The organism is Azotobacter chroococcum (assembly GCF_004339665.1).
Lineage (GTDB): Bacteria > Pseudomonadota > Gammaproteobacteria > Pseudomonadales > Pseudomonadaceae > Azotobacter > Azotobacter chroococcum.
Window position 1 is genome coordinate 1 of record NZ_SMMU01000026.1, and the last position, 21,917, is coordinate 21,917.

At 66.4% G+C, this 21,917-nt stretch carries 19 protein-coding genes and 1 pseudogene; 12 read left to right on the forward strand and 8 right to left on the reverse strand.

What is annotated here, in order from left to right; genetic code table 11:
• Window positions 1–425 precede the first annotated feature (425 nt).
• From rloA3 to EV691_RS23935, 7 genes are all read left to right on the forward strand, one after another.
• Window positions 426–950 carry a retropepsin-like aspartic peptidase RloA3 gene (rloA3, locus tag EV691_RS17350; RefSeq protein WP_089167694.1) on the forward strand — a complete coding sequence of 175 codons (525 nt, stop codon included), beginning with the start codon at window positions 426–428 and terminating at the stop codon, window positions 948–950.
• A 172-nt stretch (window positions 951–1,122) separates the two neighbouring features.
• A complete protein-coding gene (locus EV691_RS17355) occupies window positions 1,123–2,076 on the forward strand; it encodes an SdiA-regulated domain-containing protein (RefSeq protein WP_131298693.1) in 954 nt (317 codons plus the stop codon).
• Between the two features lie 124 nt (window positions 2,077–2,200).
• Window positions 2,201–2,884 (forward strand): response regulator transcription factor, encoded by a 684-nt coding sequence (locus tag EV691_RS17360; protein ID WP_131298692.1) that lies wholly within the window; start codon window positions 2,201–2,203, stop codon window positions 2,882–2,884.
• Complete coding sequence (locus tag EV691_RS17365) at window positions 2,874–4,136, forward strand: sensor histidine kinase (protein WP_089167691.1); 1,263 nt, start codon at window positions 2,874–2,876, stop codon at window positions 4,134–4,136. Before EV691_RS17360 ends, EV691_RS17365 begins: the two co-directional genes overlap by 11 nt.
• Window positions 4,137–4,274: 138 nt before the next feature.
• Complete coding sequence (locus EV691_RS17370) at window positions 4,275–4,970, forward strand: class I SAM-dependent methyltransferase (RefSeq protein ID WP_089167690.1); 696 nt, start codon at window positions 4,275–4,277, stop codon at window positions 4,968–4,970.
• The gene (locus tag EV691_RS17375; protein ID WP_131298691.1) at window positions 4,967–5,677 is read left to right on the forward strand and encodes a lipopolysaccharide kinase InaA family protein; all 711 of its coding nucleotides are present in this window, start codon (window positions 4,967–4,969) and stop codon (window positions 5,675–5,677) included. The genes EV691_RS17370 and EV691_RS17375 overlap by 4 nt, the downstream gene beginning before the upstream one ends.
• Before the next feature lie 556 nt (window positions 5,678–6,233).
• Complete coding sequence (locus EV691_RS23935) at window positions 6,234–6,689, forward strand: DUF2790 domain-containing protein (RefSeq protein ID WP_242672546.1); 456 nt, start codon at window positions 6,234–6,236, stop codon at window positions 6,687–6,689.
• A gap of 17 nt (window positions 6,690–6,706) precedes the next feature.
• On the opposite strand, the pseudogene EV691_RS17385 reads toward EV691_RS23935, so the two are convergent.
• A pseudogene (locus tag EV691_RS17385) lies at window positions 6,707–6,835 on the reverse strand (transposase); the annotation flags it as partial.
• 347 nt (window positions 6,836–7,182) lie between these two features.
• Here EV691_RS17385 and EV691_RS17390 point away from each other — a divergent pair.
• Window positions 7,183–7,926 (forward strand): hypothetical protein, encoded by a 744-nt coding sequence (locus EV691_RS17390; protein ID WP_131298690.1) that lies wholly within the window; start codon window positions 7,183–7,185, stop codon window positions 7,924–7,926.
• A gap of 320 nt (window positions 7,927–8,246) precedes the next feature.
• Here the strand turns inward: EV691_RS17390 and EV691_RS17395 are convergent, their stop codons facing one another.
• The 6 genes from EV691_RS17395 to zwf all read right to left on the reverse strand — a co-directional run bounded on the left by EV691_RS17395 (window position 8,247) and on the right by zwf (window position 15,975).
• Window positions 8,247–9,461 (reverse strand): aldose 1-epimerase family protein, encoded by a 1,215-nt coding sequence (locus EV691_RS17395; RefSeq protein WP_039807929.1) that lies wholly within the window; start codon window positions 9,459–9,461, stop codon window positions 8,247–8,249.
• Window positions 9,462–9,603: 142 nt separating this feature from the next.
• Window positions 9,604–10,575 (reverse strand): carbohydrate kinase family protein, encoded by a 972-nt coding sequence (locus EV691_RS17400; protein WP_131298689.1) that lies wholly within the window; start codon window positions 10,573–10,575, stop codon window positions 9,604–9,606.
• 64 nt (window positions 10,576–10,639) lie between these two features.
• Window positions 10,640–11,929, reverse strand: a complete 1,290-nt coding sequence (locus tag EV691_RS17405; RefSeq protein ID WP_131298688.1) for a sugar MFS transporter — start codon at window positions 11,927–11,929, stop codon at window positions 10,640–10,642.
• Between the two features lie 88 nt (window positions 11,930–12,017).
• Window positions 12,018–13,685: a glucose-6-phosphate isomerase gene (gene pgi, locus EV691_RS17410; RefSeq protein WP_131298687.1), complete on the reverse strand. Its 1,668-nt coding sequence runs from the start codon at window positions 13,683–13,685 to the stop codon at window positions 12,018–12,020.
• 123 nt (window positions 13,686–13,808) lie between these two features.
• The gene (gene pgl / locus EV691_RS17415; protein ID WP_131298686.1) at window positions 13,809–14,522 is read right to left on the reverse strand and encodes a 6-phosphogluconolactonase; all 714 of its coding nucleotides are present in this window, start codon (window positions 14,520–14,522) and stop codon (window positions 13,809–13,811) included.
• A complete protein-coding gene (gene zwf, locus EV691_RS17420) occupies window positions 14,509–15,975 on the reverse strand; it encodes a glucose-6-phosphate dehydrogenase (protein WP_131298685.1) in 1,467 nt (488 codons plus the stop codon). The genes pgl and zwf overlap by 14 nt, the downstream gene beginning before the upstream one ends.
• A gap of 157 nt (window positions 15,976–16,132) precedes the next feature.
• Here zwf and EV691_RS17425 point away from each other — a divergent pair, with 157 nt between their 5' ends.
• Entirely contained in the window at window positions 16,133–16,954 is an 822-nt protein-coding gene (locus tag EV691_RS17425) for a shikimate 5-dehydrogenase (protein ID WP_131298684.1), read from the forward strand.
• A gap of 174 nt (window positions 16,955–17,128) precedes the next feature.
• Here EV691_RS17425 and EV691_RS17430 read toward each other — a convergent pair whose 3' ends face one another.
• Window positions 17,129–17,887: an enoyl-CoA hydratase/isomerase family protein gene (locus tag EV691_RS17430; RefSeq protein WP_131298683.1), complete on the reverse strand. Its 759-nt coding sequence runs from the start codon at window positions 17,885–17,887 to the stop codon at window positions 17,129–17,131.
• A 161-nt stretch (window positions 17,888–18,048) separates the two neighbouring features.
• On the opposite strand from EV691_RS17430, the gene EV691_RS17435 reads away from it, so the two are divergent.
• The 3 genes from EV691_RS17435 (at window position 18,049) to EV691_RS17445 (ending at window position 21,916) form a co-directional block, all read left to right on the forward strand.
• Complete coding sequence (locus EV691_RS17435) at window positions 18,049–19,455, forward strand: sigma-54 interaction domain-containing protein (protein ID WP_131298682.1); 1,407 nt, start codon at window positions 18,049–18,051, stop codon at window positions 19,453–19,455.
• A gap of 276 nt (window positions 19,456–19,731) precedes the next feature.
• Complete coding sequence (locus tag EV691_RS17440) at window positions 19,732–21,123, forward strand: GntP family permease (RefSeq protein ID WP_131298681.1); 1,392 nt, start codon at window positions 19,732–19,734, stop codon at window positions 21,121–21,123.
• Between the two features lie 19 nt (window positions 21,124–21,142).
• Complete coding sequence (locus EV691_RS17445; protein WP_131298680.1) at window positions 21,143–21,916, forward strand: 3-hydroxybutyrate dehydrogenase; 774 nt, start codon at window positions 21,143–21,145, stop codon at window positions 21,914–21,916.
• The last annotated feature ends 1 nt before the right edge of the window (window position 21,917 follow it).

Genomic DNA, 21,917 nt, shown 5'->3' on the forward strand with positions numbered 1-21,917 from the left:
ATTACCGGCGGATCGCCACACGTTATGAGAAGAAGGCCAGCCATTTCAAGGGAATGCTGGCCTTTGCGGCTGCTCTGCTATGGCTACGCTGATACTCAACAGAACCTAGTCCATTCAGCCAATCACTTTCGACAACCACCATAAAGAGCGGAATCAATATCAAAACGCCACCCTCCGGGGACGCACATGCCCAGCACTGTCATGGCTCATGGCCAATCAAAAAGACAGGCCGGAGAATCTTTGCCAAGGCCCTTCGATGAAGTACGGTAAAAACAAGCTTTCGGAGCGGCGCCTCCTCGGGCGTGGCGCCCGCGCGGACCGGCCAGCAAGGGGCGCTTGCCCGGCCCGTCGTGAAGAGCGACCGATATTTTTTTCAACGGCGGCCTACTATGGTTGACCGATCTTTCCCAGGAGCCTGTTCCCCAATGCATTTGCTCAAGTCCCTCCCCCTGGCGCTGCTGCTGAGCGCTACCGCCCTCCCCGCCGCCGTTGCCGAGACGTCCGAACCGGTCTTCGGCTGGATCGAGAAGGGGTTGATCCAGCCGGAAAACATTCCGGTGAAGATGAAGCTGGATACCGGTGCCCTGACCTCCTCCCTGGATGCCAAGGATCTGCAGCGCTTCGAGCGCGACGGCGACGAGTGGGTGCGCTTCAAGGTCGAGCTGACCGACGGTGACACCGGCAAGCTGGTCGACTCGCCGTTCGAACGCCGGGTGGTGCGCAACGTGAAGCTCCGCGGCGCCGGCGGCGCGGAACGCCGGCCGGTGGTGATGATGCAGATCTGCATCGGCAAGCGGATCTATGACGAGGAGTTCTCGCTGAAGAACCGCAGCAAGATGAACTACCCCGTGCTGATCGGCCGGCGGACCCTGGGGCGTCTCGGCCTGGTGGACGTTTCCCGGACCTTCACCGTCGACCCCAAGTGCGCCCGGAGCAACGCGGCCCGCTGAAGGTCCGGCCGACACCGCCGCGTCCAGTCCTACCCCGGCCAAACGTCCGCTGACTCGCGGCGGTAACGCCACACCCCTATCCTGCCAGGGCAGATCGCGGTCGCGACGTCCTGGCCTCCCCCTGCCGGTGGGCGCCAACCCTTGCCTTCCAGCACCCAAGGAAAACACCGGAATGCCTGTCCAGACGACCTCCCCCCGGCGGCTCATGCCTCGCCATCACCGCCTGTACCCGCTGCTGGCGATCGCCGTGCTGGCCGTGACGGGCCTGACCGGCGCCAGGCTCCCCGGCTACGAACTGCTTCACCTGCACCTCTTCGCTCATTGGTCCGGGAAACCGGCGACCGACGACAGCCTCTGGCTACCGAACTACCGGGTACGGATCGATGCCAAGCCCATTGCCGGGATCGAAAATCTGTCGGGAATCACCTACGACCACGACCGCAATCGCCTGCTGACCGTCAGCAACGGAGGGGCAGCGGAAATTCTGGCGCTCGACAGGAACGGCGAGGTGCTCGAGCGCTACCGGCTCGAAGGTTTCGTCGACATCGAAGGCCTGGCCTACCTGGGCAATGGGCGGCTGGTGCTGGCCGAGGAAATCGACCAGCGGCTGAGCTTCATCGACCTGCCGGCCGCGGGGGAAACCATCAAGGCCGCACAGGCCCGGACCCTGACCCTGGAGATCGATCCGAGCCGGCAGAACAAGGGGTTCGAGGGCATCGCCTACGCTGCGGACGGCGATCGCCTGTTCGTGGTCAAGGAGCGCGACCCGCTCCGGCTCTACGAGATCCGCGGCGCAGGCGCCGCCCTCGAGGGCAGGCTGCAGCTGCACGTGCGCGACCTGAGCGCCTGGCTCGAGCGCAGCGTGTCGGCCCGCGACCTGTCCGACGTCCACTACGACCCGCAAACCGGCCACCTGGTGCTGCTCAGCGACGAATCGAAATTGCTCGTCGAACTGGATGGCGAGGGCAACTTCGTGAGTTTCCGCTCGCTGCGCGGCCCGATCTCGGATCTCGGGGAAAGCGCGCCGCAGCCCGAAGGCGTGACGATGGATGCCGAAGACAACCTCTACGTGGTGAGCGAGCCGAATCTGTTCTACGTCTTTCAGCGCGACGGCGCTTCCCGGTAACAGCGCCAGCCCCGGACCCGCCACGCTGGGCGCGCACCAGCGCCGGCGGAACGCCCACTCTCGCATGCCCCCCGCCCGACGACTTGCTACAGTAACGGCCCCCCTTCGCCGAGAGCCCCCGACCATGCGCATTCTGGTCATCGAAGACAACCGCGACATCCTCGCCAACGTGCTCGACTACCTAGAGCTCAAGGGCTATACGGTCGACTGCGCCCAGGACGGGCTGAGCGGGCTGCACCTGGCGGCCAGCGGGCAGTACGACCTGATCGTGCTAGACATCATGCTGCCGGGGATCGACGGCTACCAGGTCTGCGAGCGCCTGCGCCGCGGTGCCGGCAGCGAGACGCCGATCATCATGCTGACCGCCCGCGACTCGCTGGACGACCGCCTGCAGGGCCTCAACAGCGGCGCCGACGACTACCTGCTCAAGCCCTTCGCCCTGTCCGAGCTGGTGGCGCGCATCGAGGCGGTGCTGCGCCGCACCCAGGGCAGCCGCAAGCGTCAGCTGCAGGTCGGCGACCTGGTCTACGACCTCGATACCCTGGGCGTCAGCCGGGCCGGCAAGCCGCTGCGGCTGAACCCGATCGGCTACAAGCTGCTGGCCATCCTGATGCAGAAGAGCCCGGCCGTGGTGCGCCGCGAATTCCTGGAAAACGCCCTGTGGGGCGACGACCTGCCGGAGAGCGACAGCCTGCGCAGCCACATCCACCAGCTGCGCCAGGCACTCGACAAACCCTTCGACAAACCCCTCCTGCACACCATCCATGGCGTCGGCTACCGCCTGACGGAGCAGCCGGATGCTGCTTAAGCAACCCTTCGCCCGCCGCATCGTCATCGCCTTCACGCTGATGACCCTAGTGGTCAGCGGGTTCTTCTCCCTGAGCATCGTCGCCATCGTCCACTTCGTCGAGAAACACCTGGTTTCCCAGGAGCTCAAGAGCGAACTGGACATCGTGGTGAACAAGGACATCCGCCAGGGCCTTGCCCCGCGGCTGGATGCCACCACCCGCTTCTTCGCCTCAGACCTGCCGCAATACGCCATTCCCGAGTCGCTGCAGCAGGTCGAGAAAGGCTTCAGCGAGCTGCGCGAGGACGACCGCGCCTACTACGTCTACGCGATCAGGAGCGACGGCCAGACCTACATGCTGGTGGAGGACCAGAGTGAATTCGAGGAGCGCGAGCAGCTGCTCTTCAACGTGATCCTGTTCTGCTTCCTGCTGAGCGTGATGGGCGCCTGGCTGCTCGGCCTGCTGCTGGCGCGCAAGGTGATCGCGCCGGTGACCCGCCTGGCCCGCCAGGTCCGCCACCGCGACCAGCTGCTGCCGCTGGCGCCGCCGCTGGCGCCGGAATACCCCGACGACGAGGTCGGCCACCTGGCGGCGGCCTTCGACAGCACCCTCGGCCAGCTGCGCCAGAGCCTGGAGCGCGAGCGCCTGTTCACCAGCGACGTGAGCCACGAGCTGCGCACCCCGCTGATGGTCATCCAGGGCGCCTGCGAGCTGCTCGACGAGGCCGACCTGCCGCCCCAGGCTCACCGGCAGGTGGCACGGATCGGCCGGGCCGCCCAGGAGATGCACGAGCTGGTGCAGACTTTCCTGATCCTCGCCCGTGCCCGGCGGGAGGAAGCCGCCATCGGCGGCAGCGCCAGCCTGGCCAGCGTGGCGGAGGAGCAGAGCCAGCGCTGGGGAGCGCCGATCCGCGCCAAGGGCCTGGACTTCGAGCTGGTCGTGGAGGACACCGACAGCGCCTCCTACAACCTCACCTTCCTGCGCACGGTCCTCTCCAACCTGCTGCGCAACGCCCTGCACTACACCGAGAACGGCACGGTACGGCTGATCCTGGAGAACGGCGGCTTCCGTGTCGAGGACAGCGGCGCGGGCATCCCCGCCGACCAGCGCGAGCGTATCTTCCAGCCCTTCGTGCGCGGCGAGCAGGCTCGCGGCGAGGGCCTCGGCCTCGGACTTTCGCTGGTCAAGCGGATCTGCGCTCACCAGGGCTGGCAGGTCCGGGTGAGCAATCTGGAATCAGGCGGCAGCTGCTTCCGGGTCCGCCTCAAGTAACCGGTGGTGGCGTGCCGTTCCGACGAACGGGACGCCACCTGCGGCACCCTTGACTTTTTATCAACATGTTTTTGACAACTAGTCGTTACATTTCGCGATACTATCGCCATCATTCCCAGCCCCAACGAAATCCTTGCCATGTCAAGAACACGCATCAGCGGACTGGAACTGCCGCGCCAATTCGGCCAATCCCAGGCCGCCCAATGCCTGGCCAGGCATTGCGATCGTCTTGTCCGGCAGCTTTCCCACTGGCGCGACGGACAGCTGGCCCGGCGAGCCCTGCAGCAGGCCGGCAATCCCAACCTGGTCCTGGACCTGCCGTGCGGTGCCGGCCGCTTCTGGCCCCTGCTGACCGAACAGCCCAACCGGGTGGTGCTCGCCGCCGACAGCTCGGAAGAAATCCTGTCGATGGTCAAGGCCAACCACTCCGACGAGGTGCTGGCCCGGGTGCGGACCTTCCAGACCTCTCCCGTCGCCATCGACCTGCCCGACAACGCGGTCGACAGCATCTTCTGCATGCGCCTGCTGCATCACGTCGCCGACCGCGAGAGCCGCCTGGCCGTGCTCCGCGAGTTCCACCGGGTCAGCCGCGACAGTCTGATCGTCTCCCTGTGGGTGGACGGCAACTTCAAGGCCTGGCGGCGCCGCTATCTGGCGCGGCTGCGCGCGGCGCAGGAAGGCCGCGAGGAGAAGCGCAACCGCTTCGTCATCGAGCGGGCCACCATCGAGGCCGAATTCCGCGAAGTCGGCTTCGACATCGCCGGCCATCACGACGCCCTGCCCGGCTATGCCATGCGTCGCATCTACGTGTTGCACAAGAGGACCTCCGCGTGAACGAATCGATTGCCTTGCAGCCGTTGGACTCCTTCGCCGAAACCTTCCAGTGCTGGTGGAACCGCCAGGGGGAATGGGTCGAGGAGCCCAACGTCCGCCGGGCCGGGGAAAGCGGCGTGCAGCGTCTGAGCGCGACCAGCGTGCCGCTCTACAGCAAGCGCCAGACCGGGCACCTCTATCACTCGCTGCGCTATCCCCTCGGCCGGCCCACCGTATTGCGCGAGCAGGATGCCCTCGAGGCCGTCGAACGCCTCGGCGTGCGGGTGCCGAAGATCGTCTTCTGCTCGGCGCGCAAGACCGACGGCAAGTGGCAGGCCCTGCTGGTCACCGAGTCGCTGGAAGGCTTCGTCAGCCTGGACGACTGGTATCGCGGCGAGGCGCGCCAGCGCTGGGGCGAAGCGGTCCAGCGGCAGATGCTCGAAGAGCTGGCCCTGACCCTCAGCCGCCTGCACCAGGGCCACTGGCAGCACGGTTGCTGCTATCCCAAGCACATCTTCGTCAAGGTCGAGGAAACCGCTGGCCGCCCGCAGGTGGAGATCGCCCTGATCGACTTGGAGAAGAGCCGCCAGCGCCTGCGCGTTGCCAGCGCCTCGCGCCGCGACCTGGACCAGCTGCACCGCCACTGCCCGGCGATGTCGCCGGCCGAGTGGGAGTTCTTCAAGAGCGTCTACGACAAGGCCCTGGCCGCCCCGACCGCAGGCGCCTGAGCATGCGGGAGAGGGCGCCAGCCCTCTCCTCTCTTCCTCTGAAGGCGGCACCCCCACCTCTGCTCCAAGGCGCCCGCTGCCCCCCTCCATGATCCCTGATACGAATACCTGGCCCCACCTGGCCGTATCCTTCGCTGCCGTCGCCCCCTGTCGGCCTGAAAGGCTACGTCGGCACCTGTAACGGATGCGCCTCCCGTCTCTCCTCCCGCCCTGCCACCCCTTGCCGGCAACCGGCACACTCGGCCTCTCGAACAATGCGCCAAGTGTAAATAAATATTTTAGTGCCGAAACTTATCCAATCGAAAAGAACCCGCAGCAACTGACTGGAAAGAAGTAACACGTCGGTTGCATTCAGTTTCATTTACCCAATGGACTCAACATTTCAACTTCATTACCTTGTAGTCGTACATCACACTTGACCATGCATTGAGCAAACAGCCCCTGGAAGATCAACCCTTGCCAGACGCTTGATTGCTCAGGAGGACTACATGAACAACCCGCACTCCAGAACAGTGCGTGCCGCGCGCAAAAGCCGAGACTTATATGCGCGAGGCGAATGCCCCTGCCCATCGGAAGCGCCCGTCCATGGCGTGGCCCGCCAACATATAAGTCCTATCTGACACAGGGCGCCGATCAGCCCGGAAGGGTTTCCATCAACCTTGCAGAGATCGTTGCCGAGTTCAAAAACTCTGCATCTTCGGACACTTATTGCCTGCGAAAATCATTCGATATGAACGTGAACATGAAAACCATGAAGCTGATCCTTGCCATGACTGTATTCGCGAGCGCCGCTACCGCCATGGCCGAAACCAATAACGCCGACCCCCCCGAAGTCAAACCCTATAGATACTCCATGAATCTGGACATTGCCGAACTGATAAAGGTCGAATATCTCCGCTCCGCGCCCGCCCATTGCGGCGTCATTCCGGCCAGGATGACTTACAAGGACTCGAGCGGTGCTATCGGGGTCATTGAATATTTGTATCCGGATACGACTGGCTGTACGGATTAGGTTTTGCACGAAAAGTACTAGCGTAGACATCGCAGCGCGCAAGCCAGCGAGACCATCGCAGCAAAACCTCTTGCCAGCCTGTCGTAGCGAGTGCCAATCCTGCGGCTCTCCTTCAGCCAGCCGAATATCCGCTCGATGATGCTGCGTGCCGGTACTTCGGGGGTCGAAGCATGGCGGCATTTGCCGCGCAACCCTCAGGGACGGGGCCCGTTTGGCGCAGCACGGCGTCTCTCGTCGCTCATTTGGAATGACCAGACTTCTCTCCTCGTTCCTTGTTCTGCGCCAAACGGCGCCTCTGTCGCGGCCTACGCCAAAACGTCAACAGGCCATAACTTCGCCGTTCGTAGAATTTCGTTGCTCATGCGCCACTTTGTGCTTTCGTTGATGTGTGCAGATAAAAATATCGTGGTAGCAAATGCATGTCAGTTGAAGAGCGAGGGGTAGTTTAGCAAGGGCTCCACACAACTATCGAGACGGCACTGAGGAGACAATCATGGAAAACATCAACCAATGCCTGAAAGGATTCCAGGAGCAGCTGGAGCACCTTCAGAACAATGCGGCGCTGAAAGCGCTCCAGGAGCAGATGGAGAACTTTCAGACGAATGGAGCACTGAGGGCGATCCAGCAGCAGATGGAGCATCTACAGAAAAATTCGATGCTGAAAACGCTCCAGGAGCAGCTAGAGCACCTTCAGAACAATCCGGTGCTGAAGGGATTTCAGGAGCAGATGGAAAAATTCCAGAACAATCCGGCGCTGAAGGAGTTTCAGGAGCAGATGGAGCAATTTCAGAACGACCCGGAGCTGAAAGCGCTCCAGGAGCAGATGGAGCAACTTCGAAACAATCCGGTGCTGAAGGGATATCAGGAGCAGATGGAGTACTTTCAGAACAATAGGGAGCTGAAAACGATCCAGGAAGAAATGGAGAAACTTCAAAACAATCCAGTAATGAAAGCGTTCCAGGAGGAGATGGAACACTTGCAGAACAATCCGGCGCTGAAAGCGATCCAGGAGGAAATAGAGCAATTTCAGAATACTGCGGCACTGAAAGCGATCCAGGAGGAGATGGAGCACTTTCAGAACAACCCGGCGCTGAAAACGTTCCAGGACCAGATAGAGCACCTTCAGAACAATCCGGCGCTGAAAACGATTCAGGAGGAGATGGAGCACTTTCAGAACCATCCGGCACTGAAAGCGATTCAGGAACAGATGGAGCAAATTCAGCAAAGACCGGCCTGAACCGTAGTACGGAGCGACAGCCCACCGGTTGAACAACCTGTGGCATTTATCCACGGAGTTATCGCTCCGTGGATAAATGCCAGCCCTCGCCCCCTTCCGGGCCCACTTGCACTGCACACTTTCGTAGTTACGAGGCTAAAAGCGATTCTTTTCAAACAGACGCTGGAGCATCGCCCGAAACTCGGCGCAGCCTGAAAAGGGCGCCTCCAATCAGGTGAAATACATCCCTTGCCGATTCCGGACAGGCTACCCGGCTCAGGCCCTCCCTGGCCCGGAACCCAGTAGCCGGCGGTCACATCGCACGAAAATGCGCCGCGGAATCATGCCCCGCTCAGATCGACCAGCGGCGTCTCGCGCACCTCGGTCGGACGCCCGTCCTGGATCTCGTCGATCCGCTGCAGGGCCTGCTCCACGTCCGCCTTGCCGGCGAGCAGCGTGAAGCTGAGCTGGAAGTGGCGCTGCTCCCTGGGACCTATGGTCGGCACCAGGCCCAGCGGGCGCTGGTAGCGGCGGTTGTAGGAGAAGCTGGTGCCAGGTTCCAGGCCGGTGACGTAGCCCTGGCGCTCGGTATCGGTATTCTTCCACAGGGAGAACACCGGCAGTTGGCCGATATTGAAGCCGACCGCCACGCCGCGGTCGCCGGCGCGATTGTGCAGCACGGCCAGGCTGTCGCCCAGCGCGTCGCCGTAGGGAATCAGGTTGTAGACGGTCTCGTCGTAGCCCTCGGTCGGACCGCGGTAGCTCTGCCACTCGTCGAGCTCGCCGCGGGCCCGCTCGTTGAACGGCGACACCTGCTTGACCGGGGCGGCGAAGCGCGCGCCCTGCTCCAGCAGCGGCGTGCCGAAGTTGTTGTGGTAGAGCGCCTGGTATTCCCTGGGATAGTCACCGCGGTTGGTCAGGCTGTCGTCGAGGGTGAAGCTCTGCGCGCCCGGCTCGGTGCTCAGCTCGCTGACGATGGCGAAGTCGATCTTCTTGAACGCCTGCTCCTTCAGCTCGCCGCGCAGACGGATGCCGTACGGCGGCTTCGCGTCGATGCTCAACACCACCCGCGACGCCGGGATGTTCGACAGCCGCCCGTGCAGGCTGAGCAGCTCGCCATTGTCCACGCCGGGATGGCCGACCCACTCGTAGCCGCAGCGGGTGACCAGCTCGTTGAAGCCCTCCAGCCAGCCGAGGCCGCCACGGCCGCCGAGTTCGATGAAGGCCGGGTTGACCACCTCGCCGACCGGCGAATCCCAGCCCAGGCGGACGTCGCCGGCGACCGCGCGCAGCACGTTCATGCCGCGGGTCGGCACCACGGTGATGGTCATCGCGCCGGTGTCGATGTCGACCAGGCAGACGCCTTCCTGGCGGCCGCCGTGCAGGGTGCGCAGGCTGACCGAGAACGGCCTGTCGGTCTCGATGCCCAGCTGCCGGCTGTCGATGCTCCAGTTCTGCGGGGCCTTGTCGCTGTCGAGCAGGACAAACTCATGGACCGGCGCGGGCGTGGCGCTGGCAATGGCGCCCGGGCCGGCGAGGCCGGAATGCTTCTTCATGATGAATCCCTGTGCATTTGATCGGGTTGTCGGCCGCACGGGCCGAAAGGGGAGCGAGGGAGACGGGGACGCGCAGGCGGCGCCCCCTCTCCCCGCTCCTCCGGAATCAGCGCGCGCCGATCCGGACCACGCTGAATACAGGTTAGACGACCGGCTCCGGCTGGCCGGCCGGAGCCGCCAGCTCGTGGCGGCGCGGCAGGTCCGGACCGCGACGCTGGCAGGTCAGCGCCGCCGCCGCCTGGGCGAAGGCGAGCATCTGCTCGAGGTGGGACTTCTCCAGGCCGTCGAGCGCGGCCGGGCGGTCGAAGCCCTGCTCGGCCAGGTAGGTGATCAAGGCCGCCTGGAAGGTGTCGCCGGCGCCCACGGTATCCACCATGGTGATCGCGTTGGCCGGGCGCGACCAGCTGCCGTGGGCGCGGCTGAACACGGTCACGCCGTTCTCGCCGCGGGTGAGGAACACCAGACGGCACTGGTGCTGCAGGAAACGCTCGGCCATCGCCGCCGGGTCCTCGCCCGGATAGAGCAGCTCCAGGTCCTCCTCGCTGACCTTGACCAGGTGGGCATGCCGGGCGAAGGCGCCGATCCGCTCGCGCCAGACGTCGAGGTCGGGCTCGACGTTGAGGCGCACATTCGGATCGAGGGTGATCAGCAGTTCCTGCGAAGCCTTCTCCACCACCCCGTAGAGGGTGTCCGCGGTCGGCTGCACGACCAGCGAGTAGGAGCCGACATGGATGCCGCGCACCTCGCCATCCAGCGCCGGCACCTGCTCCGGACGCAGCTGGCGATCCGCCCCGGAATGCCCGTAGAAGCTGTAGTGGGGCACGCCCTGCGCATCCACGGCGACCAGACTCAGGGTCGTGGTGGCCGCATCGAGCGGGACGAGGTAGCGGGTCGACACGCCCTCGTCCTCCAGCACCTGACGCAACTGCAGGCCGAGAAAATCGGTGGAGATCCCGGTCAGCAGGGCGGAGTCCACCCCCAGCCGGCTGAGCCCTACCGCCACGTTGAAGGGGGAGCCGCCGGCAATCGCCTTGAAGCCTACCTGGCGGGGCAATTCACTGTGCGCTGGCTCGACGAACAGGTCGAACAGCGCTTCGCCGCATACTAGAAACATTGCGCACCTCTTGTTCTCGGATTTCGACGGCGCCGGAAAACCCGTTTTCCCGGCGCCTGCCGGCTTATTCGGCCTCGGCGGCCAGACTGGACGCGGAAGATTCGGCCGGCTTCTGGGAAAGCCCGTACAGCGCCACCACCACACAGCAGGCGAACGGCACGATGAAGGACGTCGCCATGCCGGAGGCATCGGCGATCGCGCCCATGACCAGCGGCAGGACCGCGGCGCCGACCAGGGTCATCACCAGGATCGAGCCGCCCCGGTTGGTCTGCCGGCCCAGGCCCTGCACGCCCATGCCGAAGATGGTCGGGTACATGATCGACATGAAGAAGTACATGCCGATCACCGCGATGACCGAAACCTTCTCCACCGCCAGCATGGCGACCACGCTCAGGAAGGCGCAGGCGATGGCGTTGAACACCAGCAGGTTGCGCGCCGGGATGCGGCGCATCAGCCAGGTGCCGGAGAAGCGGCCGATCATGTAGCCGATCATCGCCACCGAGAGCAGGAAGGAACAGAACTGGGGCGTGCTGCCCTGCCAGTGCTCCAGGGCGAAGTTGATGAAATAGGCGCCGACGCCGACATAGGCACCGATGTTGCAGAACTGCGCCAGCAGGGCGAAGGTGAAGTTCTTCTGGCGCCACAGCGAGACACTCTCCCCGGCCGGCGCCTCGGCAGCCTCGTCGCCCTCGACCTCGCTGCCGACCTCGGGGAAGGCGGTGCGGGCGAAGACCACCATCAGCCCCACCACCAGCACGGCGAGCGACACGTAGATCAGCGAGGTCGGCGCGATGGTGCTGCCGGCGAGCTCGAACGGCGGCGCGTAGAGCACCGCACCGCCGATCATCGGCCCGAGGAACACCCCTAGGCCGTTGAAGGACTGGGCGAAATTCAGGCGCTGCACGGTCTTGTCCGGATTGCCCAGCGCGGCGGCGTAGAGGTTGGCCGACACTTCCAGGCAGGCCAGGCCGCAGGCGAGCACGAACAGCGCGATCAGGAAGGCGTTGAAGGTCGCGGCCATGGACGCCGGCACGAACAGCAGCGCGCCGATCGCGAACAGGGCCAGGCCGAGCAGGATGCCGGCCTTGTAGCCGCAGCGCTCCATGAACAGGCCGACCGGCAGCGCCATGATGAAGTAGGCGCCGAAGTAGGCGGTCTGGATCAGGCCGGACTTGGCCCGGGAGATGTTCAGGGTTTCCTGGAAGTGGTGGTTCAGGACGTCCAGCAGGCCATGGGACAGCCCCCACATGAAGAACAGCGCCGTCACCAGGGCAAAGGCGAAGGTCGTGGAAATGGGAGCGGTCTTTCCGGCCGTGGCTTGCGAGCGCTCCTGCAGACTGACTTCGATGTTCATCTAACCTTTCCTCTTGGAGTTATTGTTCAGGTACGGACAGGCCCGCGCCCTGCGGCGCAGGCCTGCCGGGTGCAACACCCCGCAGGGATCAGCCGCGGTGACGGCCGCGGAAGTAGTCGATCAGGCCCTGGGTCGAGGAGTCCTCGGCCGGCGGTGCCTCGTAGCTGGTCAGGCGGCCGTAGACGTTCTTGCCGAGCTCCTTGCCCAGCTCGACGCCCCACTGGTCGAAGGAGTTGATACCCCAGACCACTCCCTGGACGAACACCTTGTGCTCGTACAGGGCGATCAGCGCGCCGAGGCGGCTGGGGTTGAGGGTTTCCACCACCAGGGTGTTGCTCGGCCGGTTGCCGGGGATCACCTTGTGCAGCGCCAGGCGCTTCACTTCCGCTTCCGGCAGGCCCTTGCCGCGCAGCTCGGCCTCGGCCTCCTCGCGGCTCTTGCCACACATCAGCGCCTGGCTCTGCGACAGGCAGTTGGCGTACAGCCACTGGTGGTGGTCGGCCACCGGGTTGTGGCTGACCACCGGCACGATGAAGTCCGCCGGGATCAGCGGGGTGCCCTGGTGCAGCAGCTGGTGGTAGGCGTGCTGGCCGTTGCAGCCGACGCCGCCCCAGATCACCGGGCCGGTGCCGCAGGACACCGGGCTGCCATCCTGGCGCACGCTCTTGCCGTTGGACTCCATGTCCATCTGCTGCAGGTGCTTGACGAAGTTGCGCAGGTAGTGGTCGTAGGGCAGGAAGGCGTGGGTCTGCGCGCCCCAGAAGTTGTGGTACCAGATGCCGAGCATGGCCAGCAGCACCGGCATGTTGTTCTCGAACGGCTCGTTGCGGAAATGGCAGTCCATGGCATAGGCGCCGGACAGCAGGTCCTTGAAGTTGGCCATGCCGATGGCCAGGGCGATCGGCAGGCCGATGGCCGACCACAGCGAATAGCGCCCGCCGACCCAGTCCCACATCGGGAAGATGTTCTTCTCGCGGATGCCGAACTCGATCGCCGCCTGCTTGTTGCTGCTCACCGCGATGAAGTGGCGATAGAGCTTTTCCTCGGTGCCCCCCTTGGCCAGGTACCAGGTGCGCGCGGCCTGGGCGTTCTTCAGGGTCTCCAGGGTGCCGAAGGTCTTGCTGGAGATGATGAACAGGGTGGTCTCGGCGTTCAGCCGGGCGGTCAGCTCGCGGAACTCGCTGCCGTCGATGTTCGCCAGGTAGTGGCAGCGCACGCCGGACTGCTGGGTATAGGGCAACAGCGCCTCGGAGACCAGCTCGGGGCCGAGGTAGGAGCCGCCGATGCCGATGTTGACCACGTCGGTGATGGCCTTGTCGTTGTAGCCGCGCCACAGCTTGTTGTGGATGCGCCCGACGATGTCGGTCATCTGCGCCAAGGCGGCGTGCACGTCGCGCATGATGTTGTGGCCGTCGATGACCAGGCTGTCGCCCATCGGGCGGCGCAGCGCGGTGTGCAGGACCGGGCGGCCCTCCGAGGCGTTGATCCGCTCGCCGGCGAACATCGCCCGGGTGGCCTCGGCGAGGCCTGCCTCGCGGGCCAGGTTGACCAACAGGTCGCGGGTTTCCTGGGTGACGAGGTTCTTCGAGTAGTCGAGGAAGAGGCCGCAGCTGGCGGTGGAGAAATCGTCGAAACGCCCCGGGTTGGCCAGGAATGCCTCGCGCATGTGGAAGTCCTGCATGGCCAGGCGATGCTCCTGCAGCGCCTTCCAGGCAGGCAGGCTGGTGACGTCGAACGCTTGCTGGTAGTAGCTCATGGAGTTATGGCCTCCTTAGTCTGTCTTGATCTTGTAATGCGGCTAATTGGGCCATCCCGATTGGCAGTCCGCGTCCGGAGCGGGGCGTTCCTTCGTGTCAGTCTGTCTTGCTCGCGAGCCCCTTCAGGGGCTCCAGTGGATTTCCAGCCCGTCGCCGAGGAAGGCGCGGATCGGCATCCGCAGCGGATCGGCACGCAGGGCCTGGCGCAAGGTCTCCAGCTTGGCCGGGCCCTGGATGGCCAGGCAGCGCAGGCGCGCCCGGGCCAGCAGCGGCCAGGTCAGGCTGATCCGCGGGTGCGGGGCGACCGGCGCGAGCATCGCCATGCACGGCTCGGCGCAGGTGCCGGCCAGCGCCAGGGCGAGGTTCGGGCTGCCGGGGAACAGCGAAGCCGTGTGGCCGTCCTCGCCCATGCCCAGCACCACCGCATCGATCGGCCGCTTGAGCGCCGCCAGCGCCCGGCCGGCCAGGCGGGCTGCCTCCTCCAGGCTGGCCGCCGGCTGGTAGAGGCCGAGGAAGCTCGCCGCGGCGGCCGGGCCCTGCAGCAGATGGTGGCGCACCAGCGCCTCGTTGCTGCCGTCCTGGTCCGGCGCCACCCAGCGCTCGTCGACCAGACCGACCTGCACCCGCTGCCAGTCCAGCTCACGCGCGGACAGCGCCTCGAAGAAGGGAATCGGGCTGCGCCCGCCCGACACCAGCAGGCTGGCCTGGCTGTCGGCCTCGATGGCCTGGCGCAGCACCTCGGCCACGCGGTCGGCCAGTCCCTCGGCCAGGGCCGTGCCGTCGGCCAGGGTCCGGGCCAGCACCCCGGCGGGCAGATCGAGTTCAGAAATCGCCATACCAGCTCCTCCCGTCACGGGTGATCAGTGCAATCGAAGACAGCGGCCCCCAGCTGCCCGCCGCGTAGGGCCTGGGCGCCTCGCCCTGCAGGCGCCAGCCGGCGATCAGCCGGTCGCACCACAGCCAGGCATGCTCGATCTCGTCCTTGCGCACGAACAGGTTCTGGTTGCCCTTCATCACTTCCAGCAGCAGACGCTCGTAGGCGTCGGGGATCCGCGCGCTGCGGTAGGTGTCGGAGAAATTCAGCTGCAGCGGACCGCTGCGCAGCTGCATGCCCTTGTCCAGCCCCTGCTCCTTGGTCATCACCTGCAGGGCGATGCTCTCGTTCGGCTGCAGGCGGATGATCAGCTTGTTGCCGATCAAGGGGCGCTGCTCCGCGGCGAAGATGTAGTGCGGCGCTTCCTTGAAGTGGATGACGATCTGCGACAGCTTCTGCGGCATGCGCTTGCCGGTGCGCAGGTAGAACGGCACCCCCGCCCAGCGCCAGTTGCGGATCTCCGCACGCAGGGCGACGAAGGTCTCGGTGTCGCTCTGCGCGTTGGCGTTGTCCTCCTCCAGGTAGCCCGGCACCGCCTTGCCCAGCACGTTGCCGGCCACGTACTGGCCGCGCACCACCTGCTGGCTGAGCTGGGCGGCGTCGATCGGCGCCAGCGCCTTGAGCACCTTGACCTTCTCGTCGCGGATGCTGTCGGCCGACAGGTCGCTCGGCGGGTCCATGGCGATCAGGCAGAGCAGCTGCAGCAGGTGGTTCTGGATCATGTCGCGCAGCTGGCCGGCCTTGTCGAAGTAGCCCCAGCGGCCCTCGATGCCCACCTGCTCGGCCACGGTGATTTCCACGTGGGAGATGTGGTTCTGGTTCCACTGGGTCTCGAACAGGCTGTTGGCGAAGCGCAGGGCGATCAGGTTCTGCACCGTCTCCTTGCCCAGGTAGTGGTCGATCCGGTAGGTGCGGTCTTCCGGGAAGTGCCGCGCCACCGCGTCGTTGACCTTGCGCGAGGACGCCAGGTCGTGGCCGATCGGCTTCTCCAGCACCACCCGGGTGCGCTCGGCCAGCCCCACCTCGGCCAGCCCGGCGCAGATCGACTCGTAGAGCGCCGCCGGGGTGGCGAAGTAGGCGACCAGCCGCTCGGCGTCGCCGACCCGGTCGGCCAACGCGGCGTAGTCGCCCGCGTTGAGGAAGTCCATCGACAGGTAGTCCAGGCGGCCGAGGAAGCGCTGCAGGACGCCCTCCTCCAGCTCCACGCCCGGCACATGGCGGCGCAGGTGCTCGGCGACGGTGGCCCGGGTCTGCTCGCCGGCGTCGAGGGCCAGGGCCAGCAGCCGCGTGTCGGGACACAGCAGGCCGGCACGGTCCAGTTGGTAGAGGGCGGGGAACAACTTGCGCAAGGCCAGGTCACCCAAGGCTCCGAAGAGGGCGAAGGTGCAAGGCTCGATAGTATTGGTAGTAGCCATGGCGCTTGTTCTTTTTGTAAAAGAAGGCGCAATAAAACCACCATTGAATCGATTCATCAACAGTAAATGTTGTTATAAAAACAAATTTTATAGTAGAAAGACACCCTATCGGATCGGGCCTGCCGGCTGCCAGCGCCCACTCTCGGAGGACTTCCGGATGCCCCACGCCATCGACAAGGACACCCAGATCTGCATGTCCCTCGCCGGACGCCCCGGCAACACCGGCACGCGCTTCCACAACTACCTCTACGAGGCCCTCGGCCTGAACTACGCCTACAAGGCCTTCACCACCCAGGACCTGCGCGCCGCCATCGGCGGCATCCGAGCCCTCGGCATCCGCGGCTGCGCCATCTCGATGCCATTCAAGGAAGCCTGCATCCCGCTGCTCGACGCGCTCGATCCGTCGGCGACAGCCATCGACTCGGTGAACACCATCGTCAACGATCAGGGCTGGCTCACCGGCTACAACACCGACTTCCTGGCCATCGCCCAGCTGCTCGACAGCCACCGGATCTCGCCCGAGCTGAGCTTCGCCCTGCGCGGCAGCGGCGGCATGGCCAAGGCGGTGGCCTTCGCCCTGCGCCAGGCCGGCTTCCGCCAGGGACACATCATCGCCCGCAACCCGGCCAGCGGGCAGGCGCTGGCCCGCTCCATCGGCTTTGGCTGGGCAGCGGAGCTGGGTGCGCTGCGCCCGCAGTTGCTGATCAACGTGACCCCGATCGGCATGGCCGGCGGCCCCGAGGCGCAGGACCTGGCCTTCCCGGAGGACGCCATCGCGCAGGCGGAAGTGGTCTTCGACGTGGTGGCGCTGCCAGCGGAAACGCCGCTGATCCGCCATGCCCGCGCGCAGGGCAAGACGATCATCAGCGGGGCGGAAGTGGCCACCCTGCAGGCGCTCGAACAGTTCGTGCTCTACACCGGCCGGCGCCCGACGCCGGAGCAGGTCGGCCAGGCCGCGGCCTATTCGCGCCAGGGCTGAACGCACTCGGACTGTAGAGCGGGAAACGGCCGCAGGCCTTGATCGTGCCCACGCTCCTGCGTGGGCACGTTGCAGTGGACGCTTCGGCACCCCCGGGGCGCCGGGCCCCCACGCCCAAGCGTGGGAGCCATCAAGTAGGAACGGCCGCAGGCCTTTCCCACCGGCAACCGGCCCTCAGCGCCCCTCGAACCTCGGCGGGCGCTTTTCCCTGAGCGCGCGCAACCCTTCCTGGAAATCCGCCGAGGCCGAGCAGCGCCGCACGTCCTCCTCCACCGCCGCAGGGTCCAGCGCACCACGGGCGACCGCGTTCAGGTGGCGCTTCATGCCGGCCACTGCCAGCGGCGCCAGCTCCGCCAGGTTCGCGGCCAGCGCCTCGCTCGCCTCGGCCAGGCGTTCGGGGCTGTCGTACAGGTGGGTGAGCAGGCCGGCCTCCAGCATGCCCTGCGCGTCGAGCCTCTCGCAGGCGAGGATCAGCCGCTTGGCGGCGTTCAGCCCGAGGCGCGACACGTAGCGCTCGAACAGCCCGGCATAGAGGTGCAGGCCGAAGCGCGCCGCCGGCATCAGCATCTGCGCCGCCGGGCCGCCGATGCGGAAGTCGCAGGCCAGGAGGAGGTCGGTGGCGCCGCCGAACACCCCGCCCTGCACCTCGGCGATGGTCAGGGGGCGCAGGTTCTCCAGGGCGTCGGCCACCGCCTCGAAGTGCCCGCCGTCGCCGGCCGCGGCCAGGTCGTCGAAGCTGTAGCCGGCGCAGAAATGCCTGCCCGAGGCGCGCAGCAGCACCACCCGCACCTGCGGCGCCGCCTCGATGCGCGCCAGGCACTCCAGCAGTGCCGTCAGGTCCGCCTCCTCCAGGCGGTTGGCCTTGTCCGGCCGCTGCAGGCGCAGGGTCGCCAGGACGCCGGAAATCTCCAGGGAAGGGATGCTGCCACTCATGAAATCACTCCTGACCGAACCGATCGATCCGGCCATTCTCGAACCGCGCCGGCTCGGCCTCAAGCCGCCGATGGTCGCCCCCGCGCCGACCGTCCGGCTTGCCGCGGAGCCGCTCTTGAGCGAACGTCCGCAGCAGGACCACCGCACGTACAGGAGCGCCCATGAATTCCGCCGACCGCCTCAAGGACTACCAGGTCACCCGTCTGCAGGCGATGCGCTCGCTGTTCGAGATCGTCGAGCAGTCCAGCGAGGGCACGGTGATCGTCGACCGCGAGGCGCGCATCGTCTGGATCAACGAGCGCTACGCCCGGCGCTTCGGCCTCGCCGATCCGGCCGAGGCCCTCGGCCAGCCGGTGGAGAACGTCATCCCCGGCAGCCTGCTGCGCGAGGTGGCGCACAGCGGCCAGCCGATCCTGCTGGACATGCTCGACACGTCGAAGGAGCCGCTGGTGGTCATGCGCCTGCCGATCCGCGACGAGCACGGCCAGCTGATCGGCGCCATCGGCTTCGCCCTGTTCGACGAGCTGAAGAACCTCTCGCCGCTGGTCAGCCACTACCTGAGCATGCAGGAGGAGCTGGCCTCGACTCGCTCGCTGCTGCAGGCGCGCCAGGCCCGCTACGGCTTCGCGCAGTTCATCGGCACCAGCGCCCCGGCCCTGGAGGTCAAGCACCGCGCCCGCCGCGGCGCAGCCAGCGAGGCGCCGATCCTGCTGCTCGGCGAGACCGGCACCGGCAAGGAGCTGCTGGCCCACGCCATCCACGCCGCCTCGCCGCGAGCCCACAAGCCCTTCGTCAGCCTGAACATGGCGGCCATCCCGGAAAGCCTGCTGGAAGCGGAATTCTTCGGCACCGCGCCGGGCGCCTTCACCGGCGCCAGCCGCAAGGCGCGGCCCGGCAAGTTCCAGATCGCCCAGGGCGGCACCCTGTTCCTCGACGAGATCGGCGACATGCCCCTGCACCTGCAGGGCAAGCTGCTGCGCGTGCTGCAGGAGAAGGAATTCGAGCCGGTCGGCTCCAACCAGATCCTGTTCAGCGACGTGCGGCTGATCGCCGCCACCTCCTGCGACCTGGAGGCGGCGGTGCGCCAGGGCAGCTTCCGCGCCGACCTCTACTACCGCCTGAACGTGCTGCCGATCCGCCTGCCGCCGCTGCGCGAGCGCCCGGACGACCTGCCGGCGCTGTGCGAGGCCCTCCTCGCCCAGCTTGGCGGCGGCTATCGGCTGGCTCCCGACGCCCTCGCCCTGCTCGCCCGCCACAGCTGGCCGGGCAACATCCGCGAGCTGCGCAACCTGCTGGAGCGCGCCACCCTGCTCAACGACGGCCCGCTGCTGGATGCAGCCATGCTCGCCGCCGCCCTGGGGCCGCAGCCGCCTCTCGCCATGGCCACCCCGCCGTCCCCGTCCGCCAGCGGCGAAAGCTACCGGCAGGCCATGCAGCGCTTCGAGCGCGAGCTGCTGGAGAACGCCCTGGCGAGCGCCGGCAATGCCCTGGAGGCCGCGCGGCGTCTGGGCCTGAGCCGCTCCACCCTGTACCGCCGGCTGGCCGCACTGGGTATTTCGTCCCGATAACAGGAAAAATCCCATAAATGGGAATAGCCTGACTTCGCTACCAATCGGCCATTCAGCCCGCCCCGCGCGCCAATCCTTCCCAAATCTGGGAAAACACGCCCGAACGCCACGAAAAAATCCTTGCAAATCAACGTCAAGCGCTGATGGCACGGAATTCGCCACAAGAACTGCGCGGCTCGCCGCAACCCATAAAAACAATACCCCTGCCGTGACCATCCTCAGCGCAAGCCATTGACGGCTCGCCGCTCGCCACCGGCAGGCTCAAGGAGATGTTCAATGAGCGTCATCGTCGCCCTCGCGGCCCTGGCCCTGCTCATGCTGGCCGCCTACCGCGGCTACAGCGTGATCCTCTTCGCCCCCGTCGCCGCCCTCGGCGCTGTGCTGCTGACCGACCCCGGCGCGGTAGCCCCGGCCTTCAGCGGGGTGTTCATGGAAAAGATGGTCGGCTTCATCAAGCTGTACTTCCCGGTGTTCCTGCTCGGCGCGGTGTTCGGCAAGCTGATCGAGCTGTCGGGCTTCTCGCGCTCCATCGTCAGCGCGGCGATCCGTCTGCTCGGCACCCGCCAGGCGATGCTGGTGATCGTGCTGGTCTGCGCCCTGCTCACCTACGGCGGGGTGTCGCTGTTCGTGGTGGTGTTCGCGGTCTATCCGTTCGCCGCCGAGATGTTCCGCCAGAGCGACATCCCCAAGCGGCTGATCCCGGCGACCATCGCCCTCGGCGCCTTCAGCTTCACCATGGACGCGCTGCCCGGCACGCCGCAGATCCAGAACATCATCCCCAGCGCCTTCTTCGGCACCAACGCCTGGGCCGCCCCCTGGCTGGGGCTGATCGGCGCACTGTTCGTCATCGCCGTCGGCCTGCTCTACCTGCAGCGCCAGCGGCGCAGGGCCCACGCCGCCGGCGAAGGCTACGGCAGCAACCTGCGCAACGAGCCGGAAACCGCCGAGGACATCGTTCTGCCCAATCCCTGGCTGGCGCTCTCCCCGCTGTTGCTGGTGGGCGCCGCCAACCTGGTGTTCACCCGCTGGATTCCCGGGCTGTACGGCAAGACCCACAGCCTGCAGCTGGCCGGCATGGCTGCGCCGGTGCAGACCGAGGTGGGCAAGATCACCGCCATCTGGGCGGTGGAGGCAGCGCTGCTGCTAGGCATCCTGCTGGTGCTGGTCAGCAGTTTCCGCGTGGTGCGCAGCCGGCTCGCCGAAGGCACCCGGACCGCCGTCGGCGGCTCGCTGCTGGCGGCGATGAACACCGCCTCGGAATACGGCTTCGGCGCGGTAATCGCCGCGCTGCCGGGCTTCCTGGTGCTGGCCGACACGCTGAAGAGCATCCCCAATCCACTGATCAACGAGGCGATCACCGTCACCCTGCTGGCCGGCATCACCGGCTCCGCCTCGGGCGGCATGAGCATCGCCCTGGCGGCCATGTCCGACACCTTCATCGCCGCCGCCAACGCCGCACAGATTCCCCTGGAGGTGCTGCACCGGGTCGCCGCCATGGCCAGCGGCGGGATGGACACCCTGCCGCACAACGGCGCGGTGATCACCCTGCTGGCAGTCACCGGCCTGACCCACCGGGAAGCCTACAAGGACATCTTCGGCATCACACTGATCAAGACCCTGGCCGTGTTCGTGGTGATCGGCGTGTTCTACGCCACCGGCCTGGTCTGACAACAACGGAGACAATCCCATGACGATCCTCAGCGGCAAGACCGCCCTGGTCACCGGCTCCACCAGCGGCATCGGCCTCGGCGTCGCCCACTGCCTGGCCGCCGCCGGCGCCAATCTCGTGCTCAACGGCTTTGGCGACGCGCAGCAGGCGCTGGAGGCGGTGCGCCAGCACGGCGGCCAGGTGCGCCACCACCCGGCGGACATGAGCAAGCCGGAAGAAATCGCCGCATTGATGGCCTTCGCCGAGAGCGAGTTCGGCGGCGTCGACATCCTCGTCAACAACGCCGGCATCCAGCACGTGGCGCCGGTCGAGGAGTTCCCGCCGGAGCGCTGGGACAGCATCCTCGCCATCAACCTGTCCTCGGCCTTCCACACCATCCGCCTGGCCCTGCCGGGCATGCGCCAACGCAACTGGGGACGGATCGTCAACATCGCCTCGGTGCACGGCCTGGTCGGCTCGGCGCAGAAGTCCGCCTACGTCGCCGCCAAGCACGGCCTGCTCGGCCTGACCAAGGTGGTCGCCCTGGAAACCGCGCAGACTCCCATCACCTGCAACGCGATCTGCCCCGGCTGGGTGCTGACCCCCCTGGTGCAGCAGCAGATCGACGCCCGCGCCCAGGCCAGCGGCGACTCTGTCGGCGCCCGCCACGACCTCCTGGCCGAGAAGCAGCCGTCGCTGGAATTCGTCACCCCCGAGCAGCTCGGCGCGCTGGTGCTGTTCCTCTGCGGCGACGCGGCCAGCCAGGTGCGCGGCGCGGCCTGGAACATGGACGGCGGCTGGGCGGCGCAGTGAC

Excerpts from the sequence above, each read along its gene's own strand:
- EV691_RS17430 (WP_131298683.1), bottom strand. The coding sequence starts at position 17,887 with ATGAGTGGCAGCATCCCTTCCCTGGAGATTTCCGGCGTCCTGGCGACC.
- EV691_RS17440 (WP_131298681.1), top strand. The coding sequence starts at position 19,732 with ATGAGCGTCATCGTCGCCCTCGCGGCCCTGGCCCTGCTCATGCTGGCC.
- EV691_RS17400 (WP_131298689.1), bottom strand. The coding sequence starts at position 10,575 with ATGTTTCTAGTATGCGGCGAAGCGCTGTTCGACCTGTTCGTCGAGCCA.
- EV691_RS17405 (WP_131298688.1), bottom strand. The coding sequence starts at position 11,929 with ATGAACATCGAAGTCAGTCTGCAGGAGCGCTCGCAAGCCACGGCCGGA.
- EV691_RS17360 (WP_131298692.1), top strand. The coding sequence starts at position 2,201 with ATGCGCATTCTGGTCATCGAAGACAACCGCGACATCCTCGCCAACGTG.
- rloA3 (WP_089167694.1), top strand. The coding sequence starts at position 426 with ATGCATTTGCTCAAGTCCCTCCCCCTGGCGCTGCTGCTGAGCGCTACC.
- EV691_RS17425 (WP_131298684.1), top strand. The coding sequence starts at position 16,133 with ATGCCCCACGCCATCGACAAGGACACCCAGATCTGCATGTCCCTCGCC.
- EV691_RS23935 (WP_242672546.1), top strand. The coding sequence starts at position 6,234 with ATGCCCCTGCCCATCGGAAGCGCCCGTCCATGGCGTGGCCCGCCAACA.
- EV691_RS17395 (WP_039807929.1), bottom strand. The coding sequence starts at position 9,461 with ATGAAGAAGCATTCCGGCCTCGCCGGCCCGGGCGCCATTGCCAGCGCC.
- pgl (WP_131298686.1), bottom strand. The coding sequence starts at position 14,522 with ATGGCGATTTCTGAACTCGATCTGCCCGCCGGGGTGCTGGCCCGGACC.
- EV691_RS17355 (WP_131298693.1), top strand. The coding sequence starts at position 1,123 with ATGCCTGTCCAGACGACCTCCCCCCGGCGGCTCATGCCTCGCCATCAC.
- EV691_RS17445 (WP_131298680.1), top strand. The coding sequence starts at position 21,143 with ATGACGATCCTCAGCGGCAAGACCGCCCTGGTCACCGGCTCCACCAGC.
- EV691_RS17435 (WP_131298682.1), top strand. The coding sequence starts at position 18,049 with ATGAATTCCGCCGACCGCCTCAAGGACTACCAGGTCACCCGTCTGCAG.
- EV691_RS17390 (WP_131298690.1), top strand. The coding sequence starts at position 7,183 with ATGGAAAACATCAACCAATGCCTGAAAGGATTCCAGGAGCAGCTGGAG.
- pgi (WP_131298687.1), bottom strand. The coding sequence starts at position 13,685 with ATGAGCTACTACCAGCAAGCGTTCGACGTCACCAGCCTGCCTGCCTGG.
- EV691_RS17370 (WP_089167690.1), top strand. The coding sequence starts at position 4,275 with ATGTCAAGAACACGCATCAGCGGACTGGAACTGCCGCGCCAATTCGGC.
- EV691_RS17365 (WP_089167691.1), top strand. The coding sequence starts at position 2,874 with ATGCTGCTTAAGCAACCCTTCGCCCGCCGCATCGTCATCGCCTTCACG.
- zwf (WP_131298685.1), bottom strand. The coding sequence starts at position 15,975 with ATGGCTACTACCAATACTATCGAGCCTTGCACCTTCGCCCTCTTCGGA.